Below are 16220 nucleotides of genomic sequence, written 5' to 3'. Positions count from 1 at the left end.
GCCGGCGATCCCGTCCTCGCCGAGATCGAGGCCCGGCTGCGCGTGCTCGCGGAAGCCAAAGGGGACCTCGCCCGCTTCGATGCAGAGGTGCGCGCCAGCCAGGCGCGCCGGCACGCGGTCTACCCCGCGCTGCGCAACGGCGCCTGTTACCCCCCGGGGATTTCCAGCCGCGGCAGAGGGCCTCCGAGCACTACATGCGCAATCACCTCGACCTCAACAATCTGGAAGACGACCGCCGCTATCCCCGTGGTGAGTGAAGGGCGGCGCCCGGCCAAGGTGCGCGGCAGGGCTGCTCCAGCGGTTGGTCGAGCGATGAAAGGCATCGCCCGCCTGTTACGTTACGTAATAAATTCTCACACCTATGTTCCTCGCCTGCGACGAAAACATACAAAAGAAGTATAAATCCTATTGAAACCGCCGCGGCTTCGGTGTCTCATCTTGGTTCATACGACATCTGACCAGGGGACGGATCGTCGGCGTATCTCCCATGAGCGACCGGGTCCGAGCACGTCATGGCTGTTTTGACCGTTTCACGCCGCCTCCTTCTGCAAGGTACCGCCGCGCTGGCGGGGCTGGCCACGCTCGGCCTGCGGGCGCACGCGGCGGGGGGCGGACGGCTGGTCGTCGCCGCCGATTCCGAGCCGAAAAACCTCAATCCGGCCATCGTCGCCTCCAATGGCGTGTTCTTCGTGGCCAGCAAGGTGATCGAGCCGCTGGCCGAGGCCTCCTATACCGGCGAGAACGGGCTGGCGCCGCGTCTGGCGCTCGCGTGGGAAGGATCGAGCGACGGACTTTCCGTCACCTTCCGGCTGCGCCCCGACGTGACATGGCATGACGGCAAGCCCTTCACCTCGGCCGACGTCGCCTTCTCCGCGCTTCAGGTGTGGAAGCCGCTGCAGAATCTCGGCCGCACCATCTTCGCCGATCTGACGGCGGTCGACACGCCCGACCCGCTCACCGCCGTGTTCCGCTTCAGCCAGCCGACCCCGATCCAGCTGATCCGCAACGCGCTGCCGGCGGTGACGGCCGTGCTGCCCAGGCACCTCTATGAGGGAACCGACATCGCCACCAACCCGGCCAATGTGCAATTGGTCGGCACCGGCCCCTACAGATTCGCGGAATACAAGCCGGGGCAATATTACCGGCTCACCCGCAACGACGCCTATTGGGACAAGGGCAAGCCGGCATTGGAGGAGATCATCTTCCGCGTGCTGCCGGACCGCGCCGGCGCCGGTGCCGCGCTGGAGGCGGACGAGATCCAGCTCGCCGCCTTCTCGGCGGTGCCGCTGGCCGATCTCGCCCGCATCGCCAAGGTGCCGGGCATCAAGGTGGTTCCCGAGGGCTATGAGGGGCTCACCTACCAGCTCGTGGTCGAAATCAACCATCGCCGCAAGGAACTGGCCGACCTCAAGGTGCGCCAGGCCATCGCCCACGCGATCGATCGCAAATTTGTCGTCGACACCATCTTCCTCGGCTATGCCACCGCCTCGACCGGGCCGGTGCCGAAGAATGCGGGCGAGTTCTACACACCCGATGTCGAGACCTATCCGTTTGACGTCGCACGCGCCAACGCCCTGCTGGATGAAGCCGGCTACACGCGGGGCGCGGACGGCGTGCGCTTTACCCTGAGGCTGCTGCCGGCGCCCTATTTCAACGAGACGCGGCAGTTCGGCGATTACCTCAAGCAGGCGCTCAAGGCCGTCGGCATCGACGCGCAGCTCGTGAACAATGATGCCGCCGCCCATATCAAGGCGGTCTATGCCGACCACGCCTTCGACCTTGCCGTGGCGCCGCCGGTGTTTCGCGGCGATCCGGCCATCTCCACCACCATTCTGGTGAAGTCGGGCCTGCCGGCCGGAGTGCCCTTCTCCAACCAGGGCGGCTTCGTGAGCGCGGAGATAGACGCCGTCATCGCGCAGGCGGCAAGGACGGTCGACACCAGCGCCCGGACCCAGCTCTACAAGACGTTCCAGAAGCTGGTGGCGGCCGACCTGCCCTTGATCAACGTCGCCGAGTGGGGATTCATCACGGTGGCGCGCGACACGGTGGAGAATGTCGCCAGCAACCCGCGCTGGGCCGTTTCCAACTGGTCGGACACGGCGCTGCAGGGCTGAAGCACAGGCGGGCAGACAGACGGGCAGACGGGGCGTCGAGGTGACAGGCAATTGGGTTCTCGCGCGCCGGCGCGCGCTGGCCGCCGTGCCGGTGCTGCTCATTCTCGTGCTCGCCACCTTCCTGTTGCTGGAACTGGCGTCGGGCGACGCGGTCGATGCCTATCTCGTCACCAGCGGCGGCGGCGACGCGACGCTGGTCGCCCAGTTGCGCCAGCACTACGGGCTCGACCAGTCCGTCCTCGCCCGGCTATGGATCTATCTCGCCGCGCTGGCCCATCTCGATCTCGGCTGGTCGGTGGCCTTCGACCGGCCCGTGAGCGCGCTGATCACGGAGCGCCTGCCGAACACGCTGCTATTGATGGGCTCGGCGCTGGCGCTGTCCTTCGGGCTCGGCTCGCTGCTCGGCGTCGTGGCCGGGGCGCGACCCGGCAGCCTCACCGACCGGCTGCTGTCTGTGGGCTCGCTCGCGCTTTACGCCGTGCCGGGCTTCTGGCTCGGGCTGGTTCTGGTGCTGTTCTTCACGGTGGATCTGCGCTGGTTGCCCGGCTCCGGCATCGAGACCATCGCCTCCGGCAAGACCGGGCTGGCGCGGGCGGCCGACATCGCCCGTCATCTCGTGCTGCCGGTGGCGGCGCTGGGCTTCATCTATCTCGCGCTTTTCCTGCGCGTCATGCGCTCGGCCATGGCCGAGGTGTGGCAGCTGGATTTCGTGACCTTCGCGCAGGCCAAGGGGCTGTCGCGAGCGCGCATCGTGTGGCGGCACGTGGCGCGCAACGCGCTGCTGCCGCTCGTCACCATGCTCGGCCTGCAGGCCGCCGCCATGCTGGGAGGCTCCGTCGTCATCGAGAGCGTCTTCGCCATTCCCGGCTTCGGGCGGCTGGCCAGCGAAGCGGTGGCCGGGCGCGACGGGCCGCTGCTGGCCGGCATCATCCTGGTGAGCGCGGTGATGGTGATCGCCATCAACCTCGCCATCGATCTCCTCTATGCGTGGCTGGACCCGCGCATCGGCGCAAGGCAGGCGGGCTGATGGCCTTTCTGCGCCGCTACCTGCGCTCGGGCGCCGGCATGGCCGGCCTCCTCATCCTCGCGGCGATCGCCCTCGCGGCGCTGGCCGCGCCGTGGCTCGCCCCGCGCGATCCGCTCGCCATTGCCGGCCCGGCGCTGCTACCGCCCTTCAGCGACGCCGGTCTGCCGCTCGGCACCGACCGGCTGGGGCGCGATGTGCTGGCCGGGCTCATCCATGGCGCCCGCGCCTCGCTGGCCGTCGGCCTTGCCGCCATGGCGGCGGCGCTGCTCATCGGCTCGGTGGTCGGAACGGTGGCGGGCTTTGCCGGCGGGCTGGTCGACGAGGCGCTGATGCGCATCACCGATGCTTTCCAGGTGGTGCCGCGCTTCCTGCTGGCGCTCGCCTTCGTTTCCACGCTCGGCCCCTCCATCGGCACGGTGGTGCTCGCCATCGCGCTCGGCGCGTGGACCGAGCCGGCGCGGCTGGTGCGGGCACAGGTGCTGTCGCTGCGCGAACGCGACTTCGTGGCGGCGGCGCGGGTGATCGGCATGCACCCGGCCGAAATCGCCTTCCGCGAGATCCTGCCCAATGCGCTGACGCCCGCGCTCGCCATTGCCGCGCTGATCGTGGCGGCGGCGGTGCTGATCGAGGCGGCGCTCTCCTTCCTCGGCCTCGGCGATCCCAACATCGTCACCTGGGGCACGATGATCGCCGAGGGACGCAACCTGCTGCGCACCGCGCCCTCGCTCTCGCTGTTGCCGGGGCTGGCGCTGGTCGTCACCGTGCTCGGCATCTATCTCGTCAGCGAGGGCATCGGCGAGGCGCTGGACAGGCGCGGAAGGGCGGCGCCATGACCCCTCCCCGCACCGGCGCCTCCCTCTGCCGCCTGCGCGCCCTTGGCGTGCGCTATGCCGGCGCCGCGCATCCCGCGCTCGGCCCGATCGATTTCGACATCGCCGCCGGCGAGCGGCTCGCCATTATCGGCGAGAGCGGCTCGGGCAAATCGACGCTGGCGCGTGCCATTGCCGGGCTGCTGCCGGCCGGCGCCGAACTCACCGGCACGCTGGACTGGCCGGCAGCGGGCCGGCGCCCCACCCCCGGCCGCGACCTCGGCTATGTCTTCCAGGATCCGGGCCAGAGCCTCAACCCGGTGCTTACCATCGGCGAGCAGGTGGCCGAGGGCGCCCGCCACCATCTGGGCCTGAGCGGACGCGCGGCTCGCGCCCATGCGGCGGACCTGCTGACGCAGGTACACCTGCCGGACCCCGGCCGGCTGCTCGCCGCCTATCCGCACCAGATCTCGGGCGGCCAGCGCCAGCGCGTCGCCATCGCCGCCGCCATCGCCGCCGGGCCCGCCATCCTCATCGCCGACGAGGTGACGTCCGCGCTCGACACCACGGTGCAGGCGGCCATCGTCGCGCTGCTCGATGCGCTGACGCGCGACCGGGGCATGACGCTGATCTTCGTCACCCACGACATGGCGCTGGCCGCCCAACTGGCCGGCCGCATCGCGGTGATGGGGGCGGGACGGCTGGTCGAGGCCGGCCGGGCCGGCGACATCCTGCAACGGCCGATCAGCACCGAGGCGAGACGGCTGCTGAACGCCCATATCGATCTCGACACCCCGCCGCTCATCGGCGAGGCCGCGCCATGAACGCCGCCCTGCTGGAGGTCGCCGGCCTCACCAAGACGTTCCACAGCGGAGGCCGCCGCGTCGCCGCGCTGGACGATGTTTCGCTCACCCTCGCGCCCGGCGAGACGCTCGGCCTGGTCGGCGCCTCCGGCTGCGGCAAGTCCACGCTCGCCCGCGTGCTGGTGCGCCTCGTCGCGCCCGATGGCGGCAGCATCCGCTTTCGCGGGGCGAACTGGCTGTCGCTGGAGGGGGCGCCGCTGCGCCGGGCACGCCGGCACCTGCAGATGGTGTTCCAGGATCCCCTCGCCGCCTTCAACCCGCGCGCCACGGTGGCCGGCGTGCTGACCGACCCGCTGCGCATCCACGCCCTCGCCCCCCGCGCCGGCTGGCCGGACGAGGTCGCCCAGCTGCTCACGCGCGTCGGCCTTCCGCCCGACCATGCGGGCCGCTCGATCCTCGATCTGTCCGGCGGCCAGCGCCAGCGTGTCGCGATCGCGCGGGCGCTGGCGCTGAAGCCGGACCTCATCGTGCTGGACGAAGCGGTGTCGGCGCTGGACGTCGCGGTGCGCGCGCGCATCCTCGAACTGCTGGTCGACCTGCAACGCGCGAGCGGCCTCGCCTATATCTTCATCTCGCACGACCTCGCCGCCGTCCGCGCGGTGTCCCACCGCATCGCGGTGATGGAGGGCGGGCGGATCGTGGAGAACGGCCCGGCGGCGCAGGTCGTGCGCGCGCCGGAGAGCGCGGCGGCGCGTGCGCTGGTTGCCGCCGTGCCCCATCTCGCGAGGGAGAGAACCGGATGACCCCGCCCGACTGGACGCTGCTGCTCGATCCGCCCCCCTTCCCCGCCCTCGGCTACCGACAGATCGCCGATCGGCTGGCTGGGCTCTTCGGCACCAAGGCCGATATCGTGTTCGTGCAGGCCGAGGCCGTGGTGGCGCTGGAAGCGGTGGCGGCGAGCCTCGCCCGGCCGGGCCTGCCGGTGCTCAACATCGTCACCAGCCCCTATGGCGTCATGGTCGGCGGCTGGTTGCGCCGGGCCGGCGCCGAGGTGATCGAACTCACCGCCGCCCCGGCCGCGCCGATCGAGGTGGAGGCCGTCGCCGCCGCGCTCGACCGGCATCCGCGAACCGCCCTGCTCGCGCTGGTCCACGCGGAATCGGCCAGCGGCATCCTCAACCCGCTCCCCGAGATCCTCGCCCTCGCCCGCCCGCGCGGCATCGTCACGGTGGTGGACGCGGTGGCCTCCGCCGGCGGCCATGCGCTCGACATCGATGCGCTCGGCATCGACGTCGCCGTCATCGGCCCGCAAAAGGCGCTCGGCGGGCCGGCCGGCCTCTCCGCGATATCGGTTTCGGAGCGCGCCTGGGCGCTGGCGGAACGGCCGGATGCGCCGACCGGCTCCATTCTCTCGCTGCGCGATCTCAAGCAGGGCTGGCTGGACACCGGGCGCGGTCCGCTGCCCGGCATGCCCGCCCCGCTCGAATGGCATGCGCTCGCCGCCGCGCTGGACCGGATCGAGCGCGGGGGACTGACGTCCGTCATCGCGCGCCACGCCCTTGCGGCGGTGGCGACCCGCCGCGCCGTGCAGCGGCTCGGCCTCAAGCTCTGGCCCGAGAGGGGCGCGCCGTCGAACCTCGTCACCGCGGCGGTGCTGCCGGCGGGCATGGATCGGGCAGCGCTGCTCGCCGCCCTCCCCGTCGAGGTCGAGATCACCGCGTGCATCGGCCCCGGCACCGAGCGTCTGATCCGCCTCAACCATACCGGCCCGCGCGCCGCGCCGGCAGCGGTCGCGCGAGGTATCGAGGCACTGGGCGTGGAACTGCGCGGGGCCGGCCTGCCGGCCGATATCGAAGCCGCACTCGCCGGCCTTGCGCCCCACGCCTGAACCCGCGCTCCCCGGCGCGGCGCACGCTCAGAAGCGGTCGACGACCGTGACGCCCGTGCCGTCGAAACGATCCATCGTGGTCAGCGCGACAATCGATTCCTCCAGCGTGATCCGCCGGCCGATGAGGCGCTGCGGCGTCAAGCTGCCGGCGCGGATCATCGCCAGCATGTCGCCATAGCGATGCGCCTGCATGCCGTGGCTGCCGAGGATCTCCAGCTCCCTGGCGATCACCAGCGCCATGGGAATGGGCGGCGCGGCCTGGTCGGCGAGAAGAAGGCCGACCTGAATGTGCCGCCCGCGCTTGCGCAGGTTCGCCACCGAGTTGAAACAGGTCTGCGGGTGTCCCAGCGCGTCGAGCGAGACATGGGCGCCGCCCTGGGTGGCATCCATCACGGCCGCGGCCACATCGCCGACCCGTGCGGCATTGATGACGACCTGCGCGCCCATCTCGCGGGCGAAGGCCAGCTTGTCGTCGGAAATATCCACCGCCACGACATTGGCGCCGAGCGACGCGGCGATCATGATCGCCGACAGGCCGACGCCGCCGCAGCCATGCACCGCCACCCACTGGCCGGCACTGGTGCGGCCCTGGTCCACCACCGCGCGGAACGAGGTGACGAACCGGCACCCCAGCGTGGCCGCGGTGACGAAATCAATCTCCTCCGGCAGCCGCACCAGATTGAGGTCGGCCTGGTCGAGCCGGACATATTCGGCGAACGAGCCCCAATGGGTGAAGCCGGGCTGAAACTGGTGATCGCACACCTGCTGATGGCCGGCATGACATTGCGGGCACGCGCCGCAGCCGGCCACGAAAGGCACCGTCACCCGGTCGCCGACGCGAAAGCGGATCACCCGGCGTCCCACCGCGACGATGGTGCCGGCCAGTTCATGACCCGGCACATGCGGCAGGCGGATATCGGGATCATGCCCGACCCAGCCGTGCCAGTCGCTGCGGCAGACGCCCGTTGCCTCGACCTTGACCACCACGCCATGAGGCTCCGGCGTCGGATCGGCAACGTTTCGCAATTCAGGCGCCTGCCCGAAGGCTTCATAGACGACGGCTTTCATGATGCACGCACCCTCAGGATCCGGACGCCCCGGCACGCCGGCCTCTCGCGGACAATGCCGGGGCGAATGTGATCACACCGGAGCACGCCGCCCGCGCGCCGGCAAGAGCCCGCCACCTTCAACTGCCAGCGGCGCAGCGCCCGCCCCTCGCTCGGCCGGCACTGGGACGCCTTGGCCGTACGAGCGAAGGCGGGCCAGAAGGCAACCGCCCGGGCCGCACGGGCCGCTCGCGTTCCGCAATGACGCCCTCCCGGGAGAGAACAGGTGGCCGCGTCGTTCAGGCGCGCCGGTCTCGATGTCCGGCGATGGGCGGCACGGATCGCGGCGGGACGATCCGCACGGTTCACAGCGCCGTCCACCCTCCATCCAGCATCAGCGCGCTGCCCGTCATGAGCGACGCGCCATCGCTGGCGAGGAACACCGCCGCCGCCGCCACATCCTCCACCTGCCCTATGCGGCCCAGCGGGATCTTCGCCAACACCTCGGCGCGAAACGCCGGATCACGGAAATAGGGCTCGGTCATCGGCGTCTCGACAAAGGTCGGGCAGATGGTGTTGACGCGAATGCGATGCGGCGCCAGTTCCACCGCCAGCGCCTTGGTGAAGCCCTCCAGCCCCCATTTCGAGGCGCAGTACAGCGTGCGGTTGGCCGCTCCCACATGGCCCATCTGCGAGGACATGTTGATCACCGAGCCGCCGCGCGCCGCCTCGATCATCCGGGCGGTGACGGCCTTGGCTGCGAACACGGCGCTGCGCAGGTTCAGCCCCAGCACGGCGTCGTAATCCTCGACCGTCACCTGCGCGAGGGGCTTCGGCCGGTTCGTGCCGGCATTGTTGACGAACACGTCGAAGGCCGGGCGCGCCGCGACGAGCGCGGCGAACCCCTCCACATCGGTGACGTCGGCCGGCAGCGCCTCGGCCTTGAGACCCAGCCCGCGCAACGCGGCCGCGGCCTCGCCGATCTCGCCCGCCGAACGGGCGCACAGGGTCACGTCCGCACCCGAGGCGGCGCAGGCCCGCGCGATGGCGAGGCCGATGCCCCGCCCCGCGCCCGTCACCAGTACCCGTTTCCCATCAAGCCGGAACGAGGGCGCGGCGACGTTCATTCCGCCGCCTCGCCATAGGGCACGTTCTTGTGGCCGTAGCGGCGCACGCGCACATTGCACTGCTCGGCATGGCCGACGAAGCCTTCCAGCAGGCACAGGCGCGAGCCATAGGCGCCGATCATCGCCGCCGCCTCGTCGGTGGTGATCCTCTGGTAGCTGTGCGTCTTGAGGAATTTGCCCACCCACAGGCCGCCGGTGTAGCGCCCCGCCTTGTGGGTCGGCAGCGTGTGGTTGGTGCCGATCACCTTGTCGCCATTGGCGACATTGGTGCGGGCCCCGAGGAACAGCGCGCCATAGGAATGCATGTTGGCGAGATACCAGTCGTCCCGGTCGGTCATCACCTGCACATGCTCGGAGGCGATGTCGTTGGCGACGTCGAGCATCTCCTCATGGCTGTCGCACAGGATTACCTCGCCGTAATCGGCCCAGGATTTCGTCGCCGTGTCGGCGGTCGGCAGCAGCGCCAGCAGACGGTCGATCTCGGCGAGCGTGTCCTCGGCGAGGCGGCGGCTGTTGGTGACGAGAACGGCCGGCGAATTGTAGCCATGCTCGGCCTGCCCAAGCAGGTCGGTGGCGCAGATCTCGCCATCCACGGTGTCGTCGGCGATCACCATCGTCTCGGTCGGGCCGGCGAACAGATCGATGCCGACGCGGCCATAGAGCTGGCGCTTGGCTTCGGCGACATAGGCATTGCCCGGCCCGACCAGCATGTCGACGGGGGCGATGGTCTGCGTGCCGATCGCCAGCGCGCCGATGGCCTGGATACCGCCCATCACATAGATCTCATGCGCGCCGCCCAGATGCATGGCGGCGATCACCGCCGGGTTCGGTTCGCCCTTGAAGGGCGGGGTCGCGGCGGCGATGCGCGGCACGCCGGCCACCGCGGCGGTCAGCACCGACATATGCGCCGAGGCGACCATCGGGAACTTGCCGCCCGGCACATAGCAGCCGACCGACTGCACCGGGATGTTCTTGTGGCCGAGAATGACGCCGGGCAGCGTCTCGATCTCGATATCCGTCATCGAATTGCGCTGGGCCTGCGCGAAATTGCGCACCTGCGTCTGCGCGAAGCGGATGTCTTCCATGTCCCGCGTCGAAACCCGCGCCATCAGCGCCTCGATCTCGCCGGAGGTCAGACGGAAGGCCGGCGGCGAATAACGATCGAATTTCTCCGACAGTTCGCGCACCGCCGCGTCGCCGCGCGCCTCGATGTCGGCGAGGATGGTCTCGACCGTCTCACGAACCTTGCGGTCGTCCTGCGAGCGCTCTTCGGAGGGCTTGCCGCGCTTCAGATGGGTTACGGCCATGGTGCTGGTCCTTACGTTTACAGGTGTCTCGAAGGCGAGAAGAGCGGGATGGGCTAGAGCATTTTCGAGCGAAGTGGATTCCGGTTCGCGTGAAGAAAATGCGTCAGAACAATAACCTAGAGCTTTTCCGGTGAACCGGAATTCACCGGAAAAGCTCTAGGGAGCGAGTCCGCTGGCCTTCTTGAAGGCGGCGATGCCGGTGAGCGCGCGGTCGCGCCAGGCGCGGCGGGCCGCGAGTTCCGCTTCCGGAAGCGCCTCGCGGCGCTCCTCGCCGGCCCGGCGGATGGTCTCTTCCGGCCAGGCGCGCGGCGCGCGGCTCTGGGCCATGGCGTGGTACATGCCCCCGAGCCGGGCGGCATAGTCGACGATGCCGCCGGGCGCGTTCAGGTCGATGGTCTCGAATGGGCCCATGAACGCCCAGCGCAGCCCGAGCCCGTGGGCGATGGTCGCGTCAATGTCGGCGAGGCCGGCATAGCCCTCGTCATAGAGCGCCCAGGCCTCGTTCAGCAGCGCGCCCTGGAGACGGTTGAGGATGAAGCCGTCAATCTCGCGGGAGAGCGTCACCGGCACCTGCCCGACCGCGTGCATCAGCGCCCGCGCGCCTTCCAGCGCCTCGGCCTCGGTCCACGGTGCCGGCACCAGTTCGACCACCGGGACGAGATGCGGCGGGTTGACCGGATGGGCGATCAGGAAACGCCCGCGATGGGTGCAGTCCTCGGTAAAGCGCGAGGCGGGAATGCCGGAGGAGGAGGAACCGACAATGGCATTCGGTGCCATGACGGCGTCGATGGCGCGGCAGATCGCGCTCTTCACATCCACCCGCTCGAATACCGACTCCTGGATATAGGCGGCGCCGTCCAGCGCCGCCTCCAGCGTGTCGCACACATGCAGCCGCGCCAGGACCGCCTCGACATCCTCGATCAGGCCGACCCCCGCCAGCGCGGCCGCGCTCTCCCGCGCCCAGGGCAGGATACCGGCGCGCACCTCGGCTACGGGATCGTAGACCTGCACCCGCAAGCCGGCGCGGGCAAAGACCAGCGCCCAGCCGGAGCCGACGAGGCCGGCGCCGACGATGGCGACAGGATGGGCCGCGTCAGGTGCCGGGCGCGTCATGCCGACACCTTCGAGGTCTCGCCGTCGGCAAGGCAGATCTCGGTGATGCGCAGGCCCTCCCGGGTGATGCGCGAGGGGAAGGTGTCGCGCAGCCGCTCCTCATGGACCGGGATGACGCGGTGGGAATCGTAGCCCACCTGCTTCATCATGGCCTCGGTGGCGAGCACCAGATTGGTCTGGCTGCCGACCGCGAGGCCGACCGGGGTATAGACTTCCTTCTCGTCGACGGCCGCCCCGGGCCCGTGGATATTGTCGAACACATAGACGAGGTCGCCCGCGAGCACCCAGCTGTCCTGCGACTGCGCCTGTCCGTCATTGCGCACCGTCACCCACATCGAGCCCCAGGTGTGGCTGTCATCGGCGGCATGCAGGTCGATGCCGGGCAGCACGTCGCTCACGGCGCCGTTGACCGTGACCAGACGCTTCTGCCGGGCGAGATCGGCCCCGCGCACGATGTCGCCGGGATCGACCGCCACCATCATCCAGCGCAGCCGGTCCGGCAGCGACATCGCCCACACCCATTTCGCGATCTCGCGCTCCTGGATGTAGAATTTGGCGTTCGGGAAGTCCTCGACATTGCCGAAATGATCGAAATGCGCGTGGGTGATGAAGCAGGTGTCGACCTCTTCCGGCTTCACGCCGATCTCGGCCAGAACCGTCGTCGGATTGCGCCAGTTCTCCACCCCGAAGCGATCGCCCAGAACCTTGCCGTAGTCCTTGTCGTTGTAGCCGACATCGACCATCGCGACGTGATCGCGGCCCTTGATGACGACGTAGCAGTAGGGAAGCTTCACGAAGCCCTGGTTATGCGCACCATAGAGCACGCCGCTCTTGTGATAGTTCTTGACGTAGGAATATTCGCAAACCCAGATCGAATAGTCGGACATGGCTCGTTTCCTTCCTTTTCTGATTTGTTCTTAGATCCGGCGGCTCACCGCCCGCAGGAGCAACAGGCATGGGAGAGATCCACCATGGCGAGCCCCGCCTTTTCGGCGGTGGCCGCGCTCAGATGGGCGTAGGCACGTCGTACATGGCGGGAGATGACGTCGAAGGCGGCTTCGTTGTCGCCGCGCGGGCGAAGTTCAGAGAACGTTCCCAGCGCAAGGCCGGAAAAAGCGTGCGCGGCGGCGATCTGCTCCCGATGCGGGATAAGGGCATCGGGAGCGGCAAGCAGCCCGATCCGCTCGCCCGCCTCGGCCCAGCGCCGCCGGCAGCTCTCCAGTTCGGCGAGACAGGCGACCTCCGACGATTCGGTGAGTTGCGCCAGGATCATCAGCCCGGCCAGCTGGCCGACGACGCGGCGCAGATCCTCGAACACCGGACGGCACGCGGCGGCGTAGCGGCCGCTCGTTTCCGAACCGAGCCGCAGGGCGAGATCGTCCGGGCCCATGACCTGCGCCGGCAGCGGACCATCGGCGAACAGCGCGCAGTCCGGGCGGTGCACGGTGGTCAGGCGATCGAAAAGAGTGTGTCGCTGCAGCGTCATGCCGTTTCTCCATCGCGCCGGCGCGTCGTGTGGCGCTCGATCAGCCGTCCCGGCGGCAGCCGCAGGATGTGCGGATCCTTCTGGCGATCGACGGCCAGATCGCGGGCGAGACGGACGGTCGCCGCCATCATCCCGTCCAGCGGCTGTGCCACCGTCGTCAGTTGGTGAGAGGGCCAGCCCGCCATGGTGATGTCGTCGAAGCCGACCACCGAGAGGTCGTCCGGCACGCGGAGCCGGCCGCTTTCCTGCACCCCGGCGATGAAGCCGATGGCGACGATGTCATTGGCGCAGAACACGCCATCAATCGGGCGCCCGGCCCTCTCCGCCTCAAGTCCGGCGGCATAGCCGGCCTCGTAGCTGAAGCGGCCGGCCTCGATCACGATCGGGCGCTCGAAGCCGCGCTCCTCCGCCCGCCGGCAGAAGCCCCGGTGCCGCTCCACATTGGTCGAGGCGCCGGGAAAGGCCGAGATATAGGCGAGGTGCCTGTGGCCGCTATCGATGAGGTGATCGGCGACCAGCCGGCCGCCGGCCTCATTATCGCAGGTCACGCCGAAACCGAGGCCGTCGGCGGACAGGCGGTTGAAGAAGATGCACGGCGCCCCGGCTCGCTCGCATTTCTCGCGGGCATGCGAGGCCATGTTGGCGGCCAGCACGATGACGAGGTCCGGCTGATAGGTCAGCAGAAGGTCGACCGCATCGTCGATCTTCTCCGGCTGGTTGGCGGCGGAGAGCATGACATTCATGCCGGCCTCCTGCAGCATCGCCGTCATCTCGGTCATGACTTCGGGGTAGAACGGGTTGGTCAGGTCGGAAACGACCATGCCCACGATCTGGGTCTTCTTGGTGATGAGGCTCTGGGCGAAGGGATTGGGGCGATAGCCGAGCGCGGCGGCGCGTTCCAGCACCAGCCGGCGCGTCTCCGAGGCGACGACCGCGTCGGGGTAGAAGGCCCGCGAGACCGTCGAGACCGACATGCCGAGATCGCGGGCGAGATCCTTCACGGTCACCCGGCGTCCCTTGTCTCGTTGCGCGTCGCTCAAGGCCTGTCTCCTGTCTCGCCACCGCCGGCGGTGCTGTCGGGTCCGTTGCGGGAGGAAAGCAGATTCGTTCGCAGCCGGGATATCGCGATGCCCCGACCGGGCATCGGGCCGCCCGGCACCGAGAAGCGCCGGGCGGCAGGTCGCGTCGGCTCGCGCCGCCTCACTTCACCGTCGATTGCACCTTGGTCAGCTTGTACTGGTCCTTGGCCGCCTCGCAGCGCGCGCAGTTGATGCCCGGCTCATTGGCCGCCTTGGTCACTTCCGCCGGCAGCGGCTGAATGGTCGCGCCCTTCACCGGCGTGCCGTTCAGCGCCGAATCGATGTTCAGCTCGGGCAGCAGCACCGGGTTCAGCACTTCGGTGACGAAGGAGGACGGCACGCGGTCCTTCGGGAAGACGTTGCAGCCATTCTCGAACGTGTCGCCCGCGCACAGCTTCACCTTGTCGGCCGGCACCCAGGGCAGCGGGTATTCGATATTGGTGGGCTTCAGTTCACGCTTGCCGGTGAGGATTTCCATCATCAGCTTGAAGGCATAGCCCGACTGCGCCGGCGGCGAGCCGGCCGAGACGCCGGTCAGCCCCTTGGCCTGCATCGCCGGATCGGCGAGGGCGAGGCGGAAGCCGTTGGAATTCTCGCCGGTGAGCGGCACGAGATTTCCGCCCTTGTCGAGCAGCGCCTGGATGGCGCCGTATTCGCCCGCCTGCGCCCAGATGCCCTGGACGTCGGGATGCGCGGCCAGCGCCTTGGCGGTCTCCTGCTGCGTCGTGCGGTCGTCCCAGAACGAGTAATATTCGGACACCACCTCGATGCCGGGATATTTGGCGAAGATGTGCTTGGCGCCGTCGGTGTGGCGCTGGTCGACCGAGTTGCCGGGCACGCCGCGCGACAGGAAGATCTTGCCCTTGCCATTGAGCGCGTTGACCAGCGCCTGCGCCGAGTTCTCGCCGAAGCCGGAAGAGAGATAGCTGACATTGTAGGCACAGCTCTCGGTGACGGTGGCGTCGTACATGAAGAACAGCACGCCCTGCTCGCAGCCGCGCTTGATGGTGCGGTTGAGCGCGGTGGCGGAGATCGGGAAGCTGACAATGCCGTCGGCGCCGGCGTCGATCATGCTCTCATAGGCGGAAATCTGCGCCTGCGGGTCGGCGCCGGAGATCACCTCCTTCAACTCGACCAGGTCGTTGTAAGGCGGGGTGGCCGCAAGCGCCTTGACGATGTTGGCCGCCTCGGACTGCCACGCATTGCCGGAATAGCTCAGGCTCAGATAGATCTTGTACTTCTTGCCGTCCTTGGGGGCCCCGGCCTCGGCGGGCTGGATCGCCCCGAGACACGCCGCGCCGAGCAGCAGGGCAGCGGTCGCGGTCTTGAGCAGCGTCGATATCATCGTCGTTTCCTCCTGAGATTTAGCGTTGTTCTTGTGGTTCGTCTCGCTCGCCCGGACTCAACGCCAGAGCGAGCCGAGTTTCTGGAAAAGCTCCTCGCGCAGCAGCAGCAGTGCCACGAGCACGATGGCGCCCTCGATGATGGTGCGCAGGCCGAATTCGAGGCCGATGGCGGAGATGATGGTGCCGAGCGTGGTCAGCAGGATCGCCCCGCCCACCGTGCCGAGAAACGTGCCGCGCCCGCCGAGGATCGAGGAGCCGCCGATCACCACCGCGGCGATGGAAGGCAGGAGGTAGCTGTCGCCCATGCGCAGCGTGGCGCCGCTGGAATAGCCGACCAGCATCAGGCCGGCGAAACCGGCGCTCACCGCGCTGATCACATAGGGCAGGATGCGCATCGCCGTGACGGGGGCGCCGGCGATGCGCGCGGCCTCCACATTGGTGCCGATGGCATAGAGATAGCGCCCGAAGATCGAGCGGCTCTGGAACAGCCAGCCCAGCACGACGAAGGCGACAAGAAACACCACCGGCGCCGGCAGGCCGAGCAGATGGCCCTTCATCAGCGCCACCGCCGCGTCGGGAGCGGCGCCGCGCGGCGTGCCCTTGGTGTAGCCCAGAAGCAGCGAGGAAACGATGATCGACATGGCCAGCGTCATGATGAAGGGCGGCACCTTCAGCCAGACGATGCCGGCGGCGGAGAGGAAGCCGACGCAGCCGCAGGCCAGCAGCACCAGCGGCAGCAGATACCAGGCGCCGGGATCGCTCGCCCCGACCCAGTTGGTGGCGAGGATGCCGCCCAGCGTCGCCACCGCCGGCAGCGACAGGTCGAGCCCGCCGGTGAGGATCACAAGTCCCTGCCCGAAGGACAGCACCACCAGGAACGAGCCCAGCACCAGCACCGTCTCGACCTGCGACCAGGAGCCGAGCGAAGGGCTGATGAAGCGCGCGCCGACCAGCAGCGCCACGCACAGGATGGCCACCGCGAGGGTGCTGACGGTCTCGGCGCTGATGCGGGCGCTGCGCCGCGTGTCGCCGCTCTGCTGGAAACGGGCCTGCGAGGTGGGATTTTCGTTCATGG

General features: G+C 69.1%; 16 protein-coding genes. 7 read left to right on the top strand and 9 right to left on the bottom strand.

The features are described 5' to 3' along the window. The first annotated feature begins 194 nt into the window (after positions 1 to 194). The 7 genes from QOZ99_RS22320 to QOZ99_RS15085 all read left to right on the top strand — a co-directional run bounded on the left by QOZ99_RS22320 (position 195) and on the right by QOZ99_RS15085 (position 6641). Positions 195 to 257 carry a hypothetical protein gene (locus tag QOZ99_RS22320; RefSeq protein WP_370876869.1) on the top strand — a complete coding sequence of 21 codons (63 nt, stop codon included), beginning with the start codon at positions 195 to 197 and terminating at the stop codon, positions 255 to 257. Between the two features lie 255 nt (positions 258 to 512). Then, positions 513 to 2114, top strand: coding sequence for an ABC transporter substrate-binding protein (locus QOZ99_RS15110; protein ID WP_306890826.1), 1602 nt, complete (start codon positions 513 to 515; stop codon positions 2112 to 2114). 40 nt (positions 2115 to 2154) lie between these two features. Continuing rightward, on the top strand, positions 2155 to 3141 hold the full coding sequence (locus QOZ99_RS15105; protein WP_306890825.1) for an ABC transporter permease: 987 nt from the start codon (positions 2155 to 2157) through the stop codon (positions 3139 to 3141). Further along, positions 3141 to 3974: an ABC transporter permease gene (locus tag QOZ99_RS15100; RefSeq protein WP_306890824.1), complete on the top strand. Its 834-nt coding sequence runs from the start codon at positions 3141 to 3143 to the stop codon at positions 3972 to 3974. Before QOZ99_RS15105 ends, QOZ99_RS15100 begins: the two co-directional genes overlap by 1 nt. Continuing rightward, positions 3971 to 4774, top strand: coding sequence for an ATP-binding cassette domain-containing protein (locus QOZ99_RS15095; RefSeq protein ID WP_306890823.1), 804 nt, complete (start codon positions 3971 to 3973; stop codon positions 4772 to 4774). Before QOZ99_RS15100 ends, QOZ99_RS15095 begins: the two co-directional genes overlap by 4 nt. Further along, positions 4771 to 5556 (top strand): ATP-binding cassette domain-containing protein, encoded by a 786-nt coding sequence (locus QOZ99_RS15090; RefSeq protein ID WP_306890822.1) that lies wholly within the window; start codon positions 4771 to 4773, stop codon positions 5554 to 5556. Before QOZ99_RS15095 ends, QOZ99_RS15090 begins: the two co-directional genes overlap by 4 nt. Further along, positions 5553 to 6641: a pyridoxal-phosphate-dependent aminotransferase family protein gene (locus QOZ99_RS15085; protein WP_306890821.1), complete on the top strand. Its 1089-nt coding sequence runs from the start codon at positions 5553 to 5555 to the stop codon at positions 6639 to 6641. The genes QOZ99_RS15090 and QOZ99_RS15085 overlap by 4 nt, the downstream gene beginning before the upstream one ends. A gap of 27 nt (positions 6642 to 6668) precedes the next feature. Here QOZ99_RS15085 and QOZ99_RS15080 read toward each other — a convergent pair whose 3' ends face one another. The 9 genes from QOZ99_RS15080 to QOZ99_RS15040 form a co-directional block, all read right to left on the bottom strand. After that, positions 6669 to 7709, bottom strand: coding sequence for a zinc-dependent alcohol dehydrogenase family protein (locus tag QOZ99_RS15080; RefSeq protein ID WP_306890820.1), 1041 nt, complete (start codon positions 7707 to 7709; stop codon positions 6669 to 6671). A 343-nt stretch (positions 7710 to 8052) separates the two neighbouring features. After that, positions 8053 to 8814, bottom strand: coding sequence for an SDR family NAD(P)-dependent oxidoreductase (locus tag QOZ99_RS15075; protein WP_306890819.1), 762 nt, complete (start codon positions 8812 to 8814; stop codon positions 8053 to 8055). Then, positions 8811 to 10121 carry a histidinol dehydrogenase gene (gene hisD / locus QOZ99_RS15070; RefSeq protein ID WP_306890818.1) on the bottom strand — a complete coding sequence of 437 codons (1311 nt, stop codon included), beginning with the start codon at positions 10119 to 10121 and terminating at the stop codon, positions 8811 to 8813. Before hisD ends, QOZ99_RS15075 begins: the two co-directional genes overlap by 4 nt. 156 nt (positions 10122 to 10277) lie before the next feature. Beyond that, on the bottom strand, positions 10278 to 11234 hold the full coding sequence (locus QOZ99_RS15065; RefSeq protein ID WP_306890817.1) for a 3-hydroxyacyl-CoA dehydrogenase: 957 nt from the start codon (positions 11232 to 11234) through the stop codon (positions 10278 to 10280). Next, positions 11231 to 12121 (bottom strand): N-acyl homoserine lactonase family protein, encoded by an 891-nt coding sequence (locus QOZ99_RS15060; RefSeq protein WP_306890816.1) that lies wholly within the window; start codon positions 12119 to 12121, stop codon positions 11231 to 11233. Before QOZ99_RS15060 ends, QOZ99_RS15065 begins: the two co-directional genes overlap by 4 nt. A gap of 44 nt (positions 12122 to 12165) precedes the next feature. Beyond that, positions 12166 to 12720, bottom strand: coding sequence for a hypothetical protein (locus QOZ99_RS15055; protein WP_306890815.1), 555 nt, complete (start codon positions 12718 to 12720; stop codon positions 12166 to 12168). Next, positions 12717 to 13760, bottom strand: a complete 1044-nt coding sequence (locus tag QOZ99_RS15050) for a LacI family DNA-binding transcriptional regulator (RefSeq protein ID WP_306890814.1) — start codon at positions 13758 to 13760, stop codon at positions 12717 to 12719. Before QOZ99_RS15050 ends, QOZ99_RS15055 begins: the two co-directional genes overlap by 4 nt. Before the next feature lie 160 nt (positions 13761 to 13920). Then, entirely contained in the window at positions 13921 to 15144 is a 1224-nt protein-coding gene (locus QOZ99_RS15045) for a sugar ABC transporter substrate-binding protein (protein ID WP_306890813.1), read from the bottom strand. A 57-nt stretch (positions 15145 to 15201) separates the two neighbouring features. Continuing rightward, positions 15202 to 16218 carry an ABC transporter permease gene (locus tag QOZ99_RS15040; protein ID WP_306890812.1) on the bottom strand — a complete coding sequence of 339 codons (1017 nt, stop codon included), beginning with the start codon at positions 16216 to 16218 and terminating at the stop codon, positions 15202 to 15204. Between the last annotated feature and the right edge of the window lie 2 nt (positions 16219 to 16220).

Origin of the sequence: Ancylobacter amanitiformis (genome assembly GCF_030814815.1) — a bacterium.
Lineage (GTDB): Bacteria > Pseudomonadota > Alphaproteobacteria > Rhizobiales > Xanthobacteraceae > Ancylobacter > Ancylobacter amanitiformis.
This window is presented reverse-complemented; position numbering and strand designations above follow the sequence as displayed.

Coding starts and splice junctions, on each gene's coding strand:
- QOZ99_RS15110 (WP_306890826.1), top strand. CDS start 513: ATGGCTGTTTTGACCGTTTCACGCCGCCTCCTTCTGCAAGGTACCGCC.
- QOZ99_RS15100 (WP_306890824.1), top strand. CDS start 3,141: ATGGCCTTTCTGCGCCGCTACCTGCGCTCGGGCGCCGGCATGGCCGGC.
- QOZ99_RS15095 (WP_306890823.1), top strand. CDS start 3,971: ATGACCCCTCCCCGCACCGGCGCCTCCCTCTGCCGCCTGCGCGCCCTT.
- QOZ99_RS15090 (WP_306890822.1), top strand. CDS start 4,771: ATGAACGCCGCCCTGCTGGAGGTCGCCGGCCTCACCAAGACGTTCCAC.
- QOZ99_RS15085 (WP_306890821.1), top strand. CDS start 5,553: ATGACCCCGCCCGACTGGACGCTGCTGCTCGATCCGCCCCCCTTCCCC.
- QOZ99_RS15080 (WP_306890820.1), bottom strand. CDS start 7,709: ATGAAAGCCGTCGTCTATGAAGCCTTCGGGCAGGCGCCTGAATTGCGA.
- QOZ99_RS15075 (WP_306890819.1), bottom strand. CDS start 8,814: ATGAACGTCGCCGCGCCCTCGTTCCGGCTTGATGGGAAACGGGTACTG.
- hisD (WP_306890818.1), bottom strand. CDS start 10,121: ATGGCCGTAACCCATCTGAAGCGCGGCAAGCCCTCCGAAGAGCGCTCG.
- QOZ99_RS15065 (WP_306890817.1), bottom strand. CDS start 11,234: ATGACGCGCCCGGCACCTGACGCGGCCCATCCTGTCGCCATCGTCGGC.
- QOZ99_RS15060 (WP_306890816.1), bottom strand. CDS start 12,121: ATGTCCGACTATTCGATCTGGGTTTGCGAATATTCCTACGTCAAGAAC.
- QOZ99_RS15055 (WP_306890815.1), bottom strand. CDS start 12,720: ATGACGCTGCAGCGACACACTCTTTTCGATCGCCTGACCACCGTGCAC.
- QOZ99_RS15045 (WP_306890813.1), bottom strand. CDS start 15,144: ATGATATCGACGCTGCTCAAGACCGCGACCGCTGCCCTGCTGCTCGGC.
- QOZ99_RS15040 (WP_306890812.1), bottom strand. CDS start 16,218: ATGAACGAAAATCCCACCTCGCAGGCCCGTTTCCAGCAGAGCGGCGAC.